At 70.3% G+C, this 12862-nt stretch carries 10 protein-coding genes; 6 read left to right on the top strand and 4 right to left on the bottom strand.

Annotation, left to right across the window (positions count from 1 at the left end; translation table 11 throughout):
* Window positions 1-32 precede the first annotated feature (32 nt).
* The 6 genes from VFA06_RS01575 (at window position 33) to VFA06_RS01550 (ending at window position 6132) form a co-directional block, all read left to right on the top strand.
* Window positions 33-1196, top strand: coding sequence for a Gfo/Idh/MocA family oxidoreductase (locus tag VFA06_RS01575; RefSeq protein WP_324838524.1), 1164 nt, complete (start codon window positions 33-35; stop codon window positions 1194-1196).
* Window positions 1193-2113 carry a sugar phosphate isomerase/epimerase gene (locus VFA06_RS01570; protein ID WP_324838523.1) on the top strand — a complete coding sequence of 307 codons (921 nt, stop codon included), beginning with the start codon at window positions 1193-1195 and terminating at the stop codon, window positions 2111-2113. The genes VFA06_RS01575 and VFA06_RS01570 overlap by 4 nt, the downstream gene beginning before the upstream one ends.
* Window positions 2114-2172: 59 nt before the next feature.
* Window positions 2173-2940, top strand: coding sequence for a sugar phosphate isomerase/epimerase (locus tag VFA06_RS01565; RefSeq protein WP_324838522.1), 768 nt, complete (start codon window positions 2173-2175; stop codon window positions 2938-2940).
* Window positions 2937-4040, top strand: a complete 1104-nt coding sequence (locus VFA06_RS01560) for a Gfo/Idh/MocA family oxidoreductase (RefSeq protein ID WP_324838521.1) — start codon at window positions 2937-2939, stop codon at window positions 4038-4040. The genes VFA06_RS01565 and VFA06_RS01560 overlap by 4 nt, the downstream gene beginning before the upstream one ends.
* 57 nt (window positions 4041-4097) lie before the next feature.
* The gene (locus VFA06_RS01555; RefSeq protein WP_324838520.1) at window positions 4098-5402 is read left to right on the top strand and encodes an FAD-binding protein; all 1305 of its coding nucleotides are present in this window, start codon (window positions 4098-4100) and stop codon (window positions 5400-5402) included.
* Window positions 5403-5574: 172 nt separating this feature from the next.
* Window positions 5575-6132 (top strand): YceI family protein, encoded by a 558-nt coding sequence (locus VFA06_RS01550; protein ID WP_324838519.1) that lies wholly within the window; start codon window positions 5575-5577, stop codon window positions 6130-6132.
* Window positions 6133-6279: 147 nt separating this feature from the next.
* On the opposite strand, the gene VFA06_RS01545 is transcribed toward VFA06_RS01550, so the two are convergent.
* The 4 genes from VFA06_RS01545 to VFA06_RS01530 form a co-directional block, all read right to left on the bottom strand.
* The gene (locus VFA06_RS01545) at window positions 6280-8172 is read right to left on the bottom strand and encodes a protein kinase domain-containing protein (RefSeq protein ID WP_324838518.1); all 1893 of its coding nucleotides are present in this window, start codon (window positions 8170-8172) and stop codon (window positions 6280-6282) included.
* A gap of 216 nt (window positions 8173-8388) precedes the next feature.
* Window positions 8389-10113 (bottom strand): glycerol-3-phosphate dehydrogenase/oxidase, encoded by a 1725-nt coding sequence (locus VFA06_RS01540; protein ID WP_324838517.1) that lies wholly within the window; start codon window positions 10111-10113, stop codon window positions 8389-8391.
* A gap of 154 nt (window positions 10114-10267) precedes the next feature.
* The gene (gene glpK, locus VFA06_RS01535; protein WP_324838516.1) at window positions 10268-11788 is read right to left on the bottom strand and encodes a glycerol kinase GlpK; all 1521 of its coding nucleotides are present in this window, start codon (window positions 11786-11788) and stop codon (window positions 10268-10270) included.
* An 86-nt stretch (window positions 11789-11874) separates the two neighbouring features.
* The gene (locus VFA06_RS01530; protein WP_324838515.1) at window positions 11875-12708 is read right to left on the bottom strand and encodes an MIP/aquaporin family protein; all 834 of its coding nucleotides are present in this window, start codon (window positions 12706-12708) and stop codon (window positions 11875-11877) included.
* Window positions 12709-12862: the final 154 nt, after the last annotated feature.

Genomic DNA, 12862 nt, shown 5'->3' with positions numbered 1-12862 from the left:
TTAACGTACCGGTGAACCGAATGGAGGTCGCGATGACCGAGGCGCCGCTGCGTGTGGCGATCGCGGGCGCCGGTATGGTCGCCCGGCTGCACCTGGACGCCGCCCGGCGCGCCGGTGCGCACGTCGTGGGCGTATGCGCCTCGACGCCAGAGCGCGGGAAGGCAGCGGCCGAGCGATTCGGCCTCGAGCGGTCCTTCGACTCGGCCGAGGAGCTGGCGGAGACGGACGCGGCGGACGTGGTGCACATCTGCACACCGAACGCCTCGCACTTCCGGCTCGCCGAGCTAGCGCTGCGCGCGGGTAAGCACGTGGTCTGCGAGAAGCCGCTCGCGACGGCGAGCGAGGACGCGGACGCCCTGGTCGCCCTTGCTCATGGCAGCGGCCTCATCGCGGCGGTGCCGTTCGTCTACCGCTATCACCCGATGGCGGCTGAAGCGCGGGCGCGCGTGCACGGCGGATTCGTCGGCGACGTGCGACTGATCCACGGCCACTACCTACAGGACTGGCTGTCCGAGCCGGGCGACAACAACTGGCGGGTCGATCCGCAGCAGGGCGGCGCGTCGCGGGCGTTCGCCGACATCGGCTCGCACTGGTGCGACCTGGTCGAGTGGGTCAGCGGGCACCGGATCAGCGAGCTGATCGCCGAGAAGCAGACCGTGCTTCCAGTGCGCTACGGCTCCGGCCGGGAGACCTTCACCGGGTCCGACGCAGGGGCGGGCCACGGCGAGGCACCCGGCACCGAGGTGACCACCGAGGACGCGGTCCAAGTGCTCTTCCGCACCGATCGCGGCGCCTCGGGCTCGCTGACCGTCTCCCAGGTCTCCCCCGGCCGCAAGAACCGGCTGTGGTTCGAGATCGACGGGGCCGCGGCCAGCCTCGCCTTCGATCAGGAGAACCCTGAGTCGCTGTTCGCCGGGTCGCGCGCGGGCAACGCGCGGCTGCTGCGCGATCCCGCTCTGCTCTCCCCCGAGGCGGCTCGTCTCAGCGTTCTGCCTCCGGGCCATCCGATGGGTTACGCCGACTGCTTCGCGGGCTTCGTGGCCGACGTGTACGCCGCGATCCGCGCCGACGCGGCCGCCGGCCAGGGTTCCGGGCCCTTGTTCCCGACCTTCGGCGACGCCGCCCGAACCGTCCGTCTGACCGAGGCGGTGCTGCGCTCCGCCCGGTCCCGCTCCTGGATCGAGGTGCCCCGATGAAGCTGGGCTTTCTCACCGCCTGCCTGCCGCAGCTGCCGCTCGCGCAGATCGCCGCCTGGGCCGCCGAGCACGGCTACGAGGCGCTTGAGGTCGCCACCTGGCCGTCCACCGGTTCGCGGGACTTCGAGGCGAGCCATATCGACGTCGCGTCCTTCGACAAGGGCGACGCCGAGCGGATCAGGGCCCTGTTCGACGAGCACGGTCTTGAGATCTCCGCGCTCGCCTACTACGAGAACAACCTGCACCCGCACGAGCGCCGCCGCCTGCAGATCGCCGATCACGTGCGCCGCAACGTGGACGCCGCGCAACTGCTCGGCGTGCCGTACGTCGGCACGTTCATCGGCCGCGACCCGGGCCTGTCGGTGAAGGACAACATCGCGCTGGCCGAGCGGGTGCTGCCGCCGCTGGTCGAATACGCCGGCGAGCGCGGAGTCAAGATCATCATCGAGAACTGCGTCATGGAGGGCTGGCACCCGGACGGCTATCCCGGGAACCTCGCCTACGCGCCGGAGCTGTGGGAGTGGATGTTCTCCCTCGGCTTCTACCTCAACTACGACCCCTCTCATCTGCTGTGGCTCGGCATCGATCCGATCGAGGCGCTGCGCCCCTACGTAGATCGCATTCCGCACGCGCAGGCCAAGGACGCGCAGATCGACCAGCGCGCGCGGGCGCGCTACGGCTTCTTCGGCAAGAGCCTGAGCCGGGAGAACCCGTGGGACGTCGGCTGGTGGCGCTACCGGGTGCCCGGCCTCGGCGACGTGGACTGGCGGGCGGTGGTGGACACGCTGTACGAGGGCGGATTCACCGGGACGCTCTCGGTCGAGCACGAGGACCCGGTCTGGGGCGGCGACGAGACCCGAGTGAAGCAGGGGCTTGAGATCGCGCATCGCACACTGCGGCCGCTGATCGTCGGCTGACCGCCAGGCCGGCCGACGAACGCAGGCGACGAGTTCGGAACAGGAGTATGGGAGGGAACATGTCGAAACCCATCAGCGTGCAGCTTTACAGCGTGCGCGAGCACATGGCCGAGGACCGCGACGCCACGCTGCGCCGCATCGCCGGGCTCGGATACCAGGCGGTCGAGCCGTACGCCCCGGCCGATGACCCGAAGGGCTTCAAGGCACTGGCCGACGAGCTGGGCCTGACCGTCTCCGGCACCCACGCGGGCGGATTGGTCCGCGACCCCGAGCCGGGCCCGACCTTCGAGGCGGTGGCGACGCTCGGCACGCAGCTGGCGATCGTGCCCGCCGGCATCCCGGAGGCCGAGTTCACCACCCGCGACGGGATCGCCCGCGCTGCCGACCTGCTCAACGGGCTCGCGCAGCAGGCGGAGGGCTACGGCCTCACCCTCGGCTACCACAACCACTGGTGGGAGTTCGAGCCGAAGATCGACGGCGTGCACGCCCTCGAGGTGCTCGCCGAACAGCTGAGCCCGCAGGTCGTCCTCGAGATCGACACCTACTGGGCGGCGATCGCCGGCGCCCAGGTCCCCGAACTGCTCGGCCGGCTCGGCGACCGGGTCGTCGCGCTGCACGTGAAGGACGGTCCCTTGGTCAAGGGCGAGCCGCACACGGCGGTCGGCGCCGGTGTGATGCCGGTTCCGCAGATCCTGGCCGCGCGACCGGAGGCCTGGCGGGTGGTGGAGCTGGACAGCTGCGCGGGTGACATCTTCGAGGCGCTGGCCGCGAGCCACGCGTACCTGACCGAGCTGGCGGCCCGCGGCGCGGAAGGCGGGGCGGCATGACCGGCGGACCCGTCGGCGTCGCCATCGTCGGCGCCGGAGTGATCAGCGGCGAATATCTCAAGAATCTGACCTCCTTCCCGGACGTACGGGTCCTGGCCATCGGAGACCTCGACGTCGAGCGGGCGGCCGCAGTCGCCGCGCAGTACGGCGTGCCGGCCTCAGGGGACCTGGACGCCGTGCTGGCCATCCCCGAGGTCGAGCTGGTGGTCAACCTGACCACCCCGGCCGCGCACCTGCCGGTCGCGCTCGCCGCGCTGCGGGCCGGGAAGCACGTGTACGGCGAGAAGCCGCTCACGCTCGACCCGGCCAGCGGCGAGAAGCTGCTGGCCGAGGCGCAGGCGGCCGGGCTGCGGGTCGGCAACGCCCCGGACACGTTCCTCGGCGCCGGGCTTCAGTCCTCGCTGCGCGCGCTGCATTCCGGAGTCATCGGGCAGCCGGTCGCGGTGACTACCGTGATCCAGAACTCGGGGCCCGAATCCTGGCACCCGAACCCCGAGTTCCTGTTCCAGACCGGCGCCGGCCCGCTGTACGACATCGGCCCCTACTACCTGACCGCGCTCACCGCGCTGCTCGGCCCGGCCACACGCGTCGCGGCGACGGCCCGGCAGGCGCGGGCGCAGCGGGTGATCGGCTCCGGCCCCCGGGCCGGCACGGTGTTCCGGGTCGAGGTCCCGACCTACGTCACGGCGCTGATCGACCTGGCCGGCGGCGCCGCGGCGGCCTCGACCTTCAGCTTCGACTCACCGCTGCGCCGCCGGATGATCGAGATCACCGGCACCGAGGGCACGCTCTCCGTGCCGGATCCGAACACCTTCGAGGGCCCGCTGCTGGTGCGCGGCCCGAAGGACGAGGACTGGCGCGAGCTGCCGGTCTCCGGTCCGGTCGCGGGGCGCGGCCTCGGCGTGCTGGACATGGCCAGGGCGCTGCGCTCCGGCGAGCCGCACCGCGCCTCCGGCCAGCTGGCGCAGCACGTGCTCGAGACGATGGCCGCGATCGCCGACTCGGCCGAGAGCGGGGAGTTCCGCGACGTGGAGAGCAGCGCGCCGATCCCGCAGGAGCTGCCGGAGGGCTGGGACCCTTACACCGGTACGCTGAGCTGACGATCGACTTCGGGCGATCGGACCTCGACAGCCGCGCGGAACAGGAGCCGGACACGCATGCCGGGTGACAACAGCCTGACGAACTGGGCCGGGAACATCGCCTTCGCCGCGGCCCGGGTGCACCGCCCGGACTCGATCGCCGAGCTGCGCAAGATCGTCTCGGCGAGCCGGAAGGTGCGCGCGCTCGGGACAGGGCACTGCTTCAACCACATCGCGGACACGCCGGACGACCTGATCGCGGTCGGCGGCCTGCCGAACGTCGTCGAGATCGACACGGCCGCCGGGACCGCCTCGGTCTCGGCGGGGCTGCGGTACGCCGAGGTGGCTGAGCAACTGCACCGTGCCGGTTTCGCGCTGCCGAACCTGGCCTCGCTTCCGCACATTTCGATCGCCGGGGCCTGCGCGACCGGCACCCACGGCTCCGGCGACCGTAACGGCGGGCTGGCGACAGCGGTCAGCGCACTGCGGTTCGTCACGGCGGACGGCGATCTCGCGGAACTGAGCCGCAGGGACGATCCGGAGCGCTTCCCCGGCGCGGTGGTCAGCCTTGGCGCGCTCGGCGTCGTAACCAGGATGACTCTGGACCTGGAGCCCGCGTTCGACGTGGCGCAGTACGTCTACCTCGGCCTGGGGCTCGACCGGCTCGCCGCGGACTTCGCCGCCGCGTCAGGGGCCGCATACAGTGTCAGCGTGTTCACGAAGTGGGCCGAGGGCGAGGGCGCGGTCTGGCTGAAGCGGCGGTTGCGGGCCGGGGCGGCCGCCGTCGACGGCCAGGACGGTGACGACGACAACTGGGCCGTCGCGCCGGAATGGCTCGGCGCGCGCCTGGCCACGACGCAGCAGCACCCGATCCCGCAGATGCCGGCCGGGTTCTGCACGCAGCAGGGCGGCGTGCCAGGGCCTTGGCACGAGCGGCTGCCGCACTTCAGGTCCGAGTTCACCCCGAGCGCCGGCGAGGAGTTGCAGTCCGAGTTCCTGCTGCCGCGCGAGCACGCCCCGCAGGCGATCGGCGCGCTGCTCACGCTCGGCGAGCGGATCGCCCCGGTGCTCCAGATCTCCGAGATCCGCACGGTGGCCGGCGATGACCTATGGCTGAGCCCCTCGTATGGCCGTGACAGCGTCGCGTTCCACTTCACCTGGGTCAAGGACGCGGCGGCGGTCACCCCGGTGGTCGGCGCCATCGAGGACCTGCTGCTCCCGCTCGGCGCGCGGCCGCACTGGGGGAAGGTCTTCACCGTGGAGCCCGCGAAGGTCGTGGACAGCTACGAGCGCGCGCCGGACTTCCGGCGGTTGATGGACGAGTTCGATCCGGGCGGCAAGTTCCGCAACGCGTACATCGACGCGCTGTTCCCGACCGCCTGACCGACCGGTTCTAGCCCCGGTGGGAAAGTGGCGCCGGTTAGGGCCGCGGCAGGCGCCGCGGATAGCTCGTCCGGGTCATCTTGCGGCCAGATGGTTGAAACTTTGATAAGTTTGGCGTAGGGTCGGCTCAGACGGAAAGTTGAAAGTTGAACTTACTCGGAGGCGAGCAGCTGTGACCACGCAGATCCCCGGCTACAAGGCAGGCACCTGGACCATCGACCCGGTGCACTCTGACGTGTCTTTCACCGTGCGGCACATGGTGGTCAGCAAGGTACGCGGTTTCTTCCGCAAGTTCGAGGGCACGCTGGTGACCGGCGAGAACCCGGAGCAGAGCTCGGTGACCGCCACCATCTACCTCGACTCGATCGACACCAACCAGGAGCAGCGCGACGCGCACATCCGCTCCGCCGACTTCTTCGAGGTCGAGACCTACCCGACGATGACCTACCAGTCCACCGGCGTGCGCGCCGACGGCAGCGACTGGATCGTCGACGGCGAGCTGACCCTCAAGGGCGTGACCAAGCAGGTCCCGCTCAAGCTCGAGCTCAACGGCTTCGGCCCGGACGCGTACGGCGGCTACCGCGCCGGCTTCTCCGCGAAGGCCGAGATCGACCGCAAGGACTTCAACGTCAACTTCCACGCGACCCTGGAGACCGGCGGCCTGGTGGTCAGCGACAAGGTCACCATCGCGCTGGAGATCGAGGCGGTCCTGGACAAGGCCGAGGGCTGAGCCCCACGGCTTACAGCCTCCCGAAGAGGTGACGCTTCGGGAGGCGTGCAAGCGGCCGATCCGGCTCCGACCCCGCCGGATCGGCCTTTTTCCTGCCTTGCTGCCTATTCGTGCCTGCTTCCGGCTTACCCGCGCCGGCGTCGCGAATCAGGCTCCGTTGATCGTCCACTCGTTGTTCGTGCTGCGGTTCGGGTGCCACAGTATGGTGCTCGAACCCGCCTGCGTGCTGCCGCCGCCGTCGAGCGCGGTGCCGGTGGCGCGGTTGATGATCTGGTAGCGGCCGTTGCCGACGCTGTTGAGGTACCACAGCTGGTCGTCGCTGCCGCTCCACGGCGACTGCGTCGCGGTGGCGCCGTCGGAGCTGTTTCCTCCGCTGTCGACCACCATGCCGTTCGTCCGGTTCACGATGCGGTAGTAGCCACCGCTGACGGCGACGAACTCCCACTGCACGTTCCCGCTCGGGCTGTAATCCCACTGCTTCAGGCGAGACCAGGCCGGAACATTGCCGCCGCTGTCGAGCAGCAGCCCGCTCGTGACGTTGACGACGTCGACCCAGCCGTTCGTGATGCCGCCACCACCACCGCCGCCACCTCCGCCTCCTCCCCCGCCGCCGACCTGGCTCGGCGAGGGGCTCGGCAGCGGCGGACCAGCGCTGCGGGACGGGCCCGGCTGCGCGCCGGACGTGGGCGAGGCGGCCGCGCCCGACGGTGACGCACCGGCGCTCGCCGAGACGGTCGCGCTCGCCGAGACGGAGGCCGTCGCGGACGCGGTACCGGAGGGCGAACCCGTGCCGAACGGACCGCCGTCGCTGAGCGCGGCGAGCGTGCTCGACGGCTGTTGGGTGGGAACCGCGACGAAGGTTCCGTTCACCGGCGGGGCGGACCCGATCGAGGAGAACAGCCAGGTCGCCGCGAAGGCGAGCACGATGACGACCACGACGGCGGCCAATTCCGCGCGCCGCGGCGTGGTGAACACCCGGGATGAGCCAACCGCGCCGGGGAACGGCTCCGCGCCGTTCGCTCCGGGGACCGTGACGAGCGTGGTGCTCGGCGGAAGCGCGGACTGCGACGCGAGCACCAGCTCCGTGGACGGACCCGAGCCGAACTCCTGTGTGCGCTCAGAGGGCGCAGTCAGCAGCGGCGGAGCCACGGCCTCGTCGCGCACCGCCCACGGCGGGGTGGCCTCGATCGCGGGCGCGATCTCGCGCAGCAGGCTGGCCAGATCGTCCGCGGTCGGCCGGTGCTGCGGGTGCTTGTCCAGGCAGGCCGCGATCAACAGCCACATCGCGTCCAGCAGGCCGGGGATGCGCGGGGGCGGAACGTCGGCGTGCGACCGCCGCACCTCGTCGGGGCTGCCGGTGAACGGTGGCCGGCCGGTCAGCGCCTCGTACAGCAGCACGCCGACCGCGTACACGTCCGCGGCGGGACTGCTGATGCAGCCGACGCCGATCTCAGGGGCCTGGTATTCGATGGGCATGGCCGCGTAGAACGACTCGCCGATCGCGTCCTCAAGCGCCGTGACCCCGGCGGAGGCGGCCAGCTGCGCCACTCCGAAGTCGGTCAGGCCCACCCGCAGCGAACCCGCCTCGTCGTGCAGCGGTTCGAGCAGCACGTTGCCCGGCTTGATCCCGCCGTGCGCGACCTCGGCGGCGTGCGCGGCGGCCAGCGCGTCGCACAGCTGCGCCACCAGTAGCGCCGCGTGCGCGGGCGCCAGCGTGCCCAGCCGGGCCAGCAGGACCCGCAGGTCCTCGCCGGGCACCGGCCGCATCACCAGCGCCACCCGGTTCTCGTGCGCGAACACGTCGTCCACGGCCACGATGTTCGGATGGCCGAGGCCGCGCACCGAGTCCAGCACCGAACGCAGCGCGGTGATCCCGTCCGCGAAAGCCGTCAGCTCAGGCTTGAGGATCTTGATCGCGTATTCGGCGCCGCCTTCCCGGTCGCGTACCAGCCACACCGCGCCGACCGCACCGGCGCCCAACTGCCCGAGCAATTCGTAGCGTTCCGCGAGGAACCGCCATTGTGCATCAGTTTCCGACAACGCGCCGCTCCCACCCAGTGCTCACCACGTCTCCGAACGTGGCACGATCACTTCACCGGTCGGCGCCGCGCGGCCGAGTGGGCAAAATCGGCTGGGCCACCGCGGCGCCGAAGCGGTGAATTCGTGCATTCTATGGAAACGTGAGGCACGCTCGGGAAGAGCTGTAGCCAAGTTCTCACAAAAACTGGTGGATTCGAGATCCTCGAATCCGACAGATCATGCCAACTTGGGAGTACCAGCGTCCTCCAAGTCGGGGGCCGCGCGGCGGGCTTCGTCGGCGGCGGAGTCGTCGGCGCGTTCCTGAGAGGCGCGTTCCGCGCTCACCCGGCCGAGGTACCGTGCCACCTCCGCGCGCTCGGTTTCCGCGTCCCAGCCGAGAATCGGCGCGATCAACGCGGCCACCTCCGGCGCGGCCGCCACGCCCCGGTCCCGCTCCTCGATGGAAATCCGGGTTCTGCGAGTGAGCACATCATCGAGATGCAGCGCGCCTTCGTGCGAAGCGGCGTACACCGCCTCCACCCGGAGATAGTCGTCGGCGCCCTCGATCGGCTTTGCCAGACTCGCGTCCGCCGAAATGAGTTCGAGCAGTTCGTACACGCACGATCCATACCGGTTCAGCAAGTGTTCTACTCGCGATGGGTGCAATCCGGCGCGTTGTGCGATACGGCGGCGCTCGTTCCACAGGGCCGCGAATCCTTCGGCGCCGAGGATCTGAACCTTGTCCGTCACGGATGCGGGCACTGATTGCTCGAAGTCCGCGACGGCGGCGTCAACCGCGTCCTTGGCCATGACCCGGTACGTGGTGTATTTGCCGCCGGTCACGATGACCAGACCCGGGGCCGGGGAATCGACCACGTGCTCTCGGGAGAGCTGCGCGGTTTCCTGCCCCTCCCCGGCGGAAAGCAGGGGCCGCAGACCCACGTATACGCCCTCGATATCGTCACGGCCGATCGGCGTGGCGAGCACGGCGTTCACGTGGTCGAGCAGATAGTCGATATCCGCCTTGCTGGCCGCCGGGTGATTGCGGTCGAGGTTCCAGTCGGTGTCAGTGGTGCCGATCAGCCAATGCCGACCCCACGGAATGACGAACAGCACGCTCTTCTCGGTGCGCGCGATCAGGCCGGTGTCGAGGTTGATCCGATCGCGAGGCACGACCAGGTGCACGCCCTTGGCGGCGCGCACGGACACGTTGCCGCGGGCTTGGGCGAGTTCGTGTACGTCATCGGTCCACACGCCGGTGGCGCTGATGACCCGCTTCGCGCGGACGTTGAATTCCCGGCCGCTCTCCAGATCGCGCACGACGGCGCCGGTGATCCGCTCGCCCTGCTTCACGAAGCCGGTCACGCGCGTGCGGGTCGCGACGGTGGCGCCGTACTGGGCGGCGGTGCGCGCCAGCATCATCACGTACCGGGCGTCGTCGACCTGTGCGTCGTAGTACTGGATCGCGCCGACGAGCCCGTCCTTGCGCAGGCCGGGTGCCCGGCGCAGCGCGGCGGTCTTGGTCAGATGCCGGTGCCTGGGCAGGGCGCGGGTGCCTCCGGCGGTGCCCATCGTGTCGTAGAGCAGCACGCCGGCTCCGATATAAGCACGCTCCCACAGCCGGTGGCGCAGCGGCAGCAGGAAGGGAACCGGGCGCACCAGATGCGGGGCGATCCGGTTCAGCAGAACGCTGCGTTCCTTCAGCGCTTCGCGTACCAGCCCGAAGTCCCGCTGCTCCAGGTAGCGAAGGCCGCCGTGGATCAGCTTGCTGGAACGGCTGGAGGTACCGGCCGCCCAGTCGCGGGCCTCGACCAGGGCCACGGACAGCCCGCGGGACACCGCGTCGAGCGCGGTTCCGGCGCCGACGATCCCGCCGCCGACCACCAGCACGTCATACTCTTCCTCAGCCAGTTGCTGCAGGGCGGTCAGCCGGTACTGCGCGCCCAGCGGAGTGGATTGCACGGTGGTCCTCTGCTTTCTCGTTCCTGGTCCCGTCAGTGCTGCCGGTTACTGCTCGGCACTGCTTCTTCTGTCCACGGCCGGTAGCCGTGGCCGGTAAGCCCGGTGCGTCCCTCCCGCAGAGCGCGGCGCGGGAGGGACGCACCGGCCGCGGCCGTCAGTCCTCGAACTCGATCCAGTCGAGGGTGCGGGAGACGGCCTTCTTCCAGTTGCGGTATCCCTTGGCGCGCTGCTCGTCGTTCCACTGCGGGGACCAGCGCTTGTCCTCGTTCCAGTTGCTGACCAGCTCGTCGGTGTTCTTCCAGAACCCGACCGCGAGGCCGGCCGCGTAGGCCGCGCCAAGCGCCGTGGTCTCCGCGACCACCGGCTTGGAGACCGGCACGCCGAGCACGTCCGCCTGGATCTGCATGGCCAGCTCGTTCGCGGTCACGCCGCCGTCCACGCGCAGCACGTCCAGGCGCACGCCCGAGTCCTGCTCCATCGCCTCGACCACGTCGCGGGTCTGGTAGCAGATCGATTCGAGGGTCGCCCGGGCCAGGTGCGCGTTGGTGTTGTAGCGGGAGAGGCCGACGATCGCGCCGCGCGCGTCCGAGCGCCAGTACGGGGCGAAGAGCCCTGAGAAGGCCGGGACGAAGTACACCCCGCCGTTGTCCTCGACCTGCCGGGCCAGCGCCTCGCTCTGCGCCGCGCCGGAGATGATGCCGAGCTGGTCACGCAGCCACTGCACGGCCGATCCGGTCACCGCGATCGAGCCTTCGAGGGCGTATACCGGCTTCTCACCGCCGAACTGGTAGGCCACCGTGGTCAGCAGCCCGTTGTTCGAGCGCACCAGCTCGTTGCCGGTGTTGAGCAGCAGGAAGTTGCCGGTGCCGTAGGTGTTCTTCGCCGAGCCCGGGGTGAAGCAGACCTGGCCGACGGTCGCCGCCTGCTGGTCGCCGAGGTCTCCGGTCAGCGGCACCTCGCCGCGCAGCGGGCCGTCCGGGCGGGTCACGCCGTAGCCGGCCGGGTCGGAGGAGGGCCGGATCTGCGGCAGCATCGCCCGCGGGATGTCGAAGAAGGAGAGCAGCTCGTCGTCCCAGTCGAGGGTCTCCAGGTTCATCAGCATCGTGCGACTGGCGTTGGTCACGTCGGTGACGTGCACGCCGCCGTCGACGCCGCCGGTCAGGTTCCACAGCAGCCAGGTGTCGGTGTTGCCGAACACCGCCTCGCCGGACTCGGCCGCCGCGCGCAGGCCGTCCACGTTCTCCAGCAGCCACTGGATCTTGCCGCCGGAGAAGTAGGTGGCCGGCGGCAGTCCCGCCTTGCGCCGGATGGTCTGGCCGCGCTCGTCCTTGTCCAGGGCGGCGGCGATCCGGTCGGTGCGGGTGTCCTGCCACACGATCGCGTTGTAGTACGGCCGGCCGGTGCGCCGGTTCCACACCACCGCGGTCTCGCGCTGGTTGGTGATGCCGAGCGCGGCCAGGTCCGAGGAGGACAGGCCCGCGTTGTTCAGCGTGGTCTCGATGACCGCGCGGGTGCGCTCCCAGATCTCGGTGGGGTTGTGCTCGACCCAGCCGGCCTGCGGCAGGATCTGCGAGTGCTCCAGCTGGTGCCGGGCGATCTCGTTGCCGCCGTGGTCGAACACCATGAAGCGGGTGCTCGTGGTGCCCTGGTCCACCGCGCCGACGTAGTCAGCCATGGATTGCCGCCTTTCTCAAAGTTCTCACCGCGTTGTGATGGCGTTGGATTGCTGGCGCTGCTGCACTTCTACTACGCAGCCCTCTGCTACGCGGGCTGACTCTCCCGCAGCCGCTGCTCGGCTTCCTCGACGACCGCGTCGGGCTCGGTCGGGCCGGGCAGGAAGCGGCCGATCAGGACCTTGTAGAGGCCGGCGCCGATCAGGCCGCCGATGATCGGGGCGACGATGGGCACCCAGAAGTACAGATCGCCGTACTGGTCGCGGAAGGCGGTTCCGTAGCCGGTGAAGAACGAGGCGAGCCGGGGACCGAAGTCACGCGCCGGGTTGATCGCGTAGCCCGCGTCGGTGCCCCAGGCCATGCCGATGGCGACCACGATCAGGCCGACGACGACCGGGGCCATGTTGGCGAGCGGCGAGTTGTTGCGCAGGTCGGTGACGGCGAGCACCAGGAACAGCAGGATCGCGGTGCCGATGACCTGGTCCCGGAAGCCGCCCCACAGGTGCACCGGCAGCGCGCCGTTGCCCGGCAGGGTGCTGAAGACGCCCTGGGTCTTGATGGTGTGGCCGGGGTCGAGCTTGCCGAGCACCTCGGTGTAGTTCCAGCGCACCAGCAGCGCGGCGACGAACGCTCCGAGCGTCTGGGCGAGTGAGTAAGGGAGCACCTTGCGCCAGGAGAAGCCGCCGAAGGCCGCGAGGGCCACGGTGACCGCCGGGTTCAGGTGCGCCCCGCTGATCCGTCCGGCGACGTAGACGCCGAGGATGACGCCGAGGCCCCAGGCCCAGGCGATGCTGTCGTGGTTGCCGATGCCGCCGGCGACGACCTGCGCCACGACACCGACACCGATGAGTATGAGGATCAGCGTGCCGGCGAACTCGGCAGCCAGTTCGCCCAGAAGCCCCTTGGCCCGCAACCTTCCCATGTCTCCTCCTTGAGACGCGCACCTTGTAACACAGCCGGGCACCGCAGCCGCGATCGCGTAACGCTCCGCGGCTGGGGTGCGAAGCCGGATCGGCGCTCCGGCGGTGGTGGAGGATCGCTCGAAGGCCGATAGTCGTGAAACTAGGTAGGCCGAA

Origin of the sequence: Actinocrinis sp. (assembly GCF_035653575.1) — a bacterium.
Classification (GTDB): domain Bacteria; phylum Actinomycetota; class Actinomycetes; order Streptomycetales; family Catenulisporaceae; genus Actinocrinis.
The sequence above is the reverse complement of the archived record's forward strand: the minus strand, read 5'-3'. Positions and strand labels throughout refer to the sequence as shown.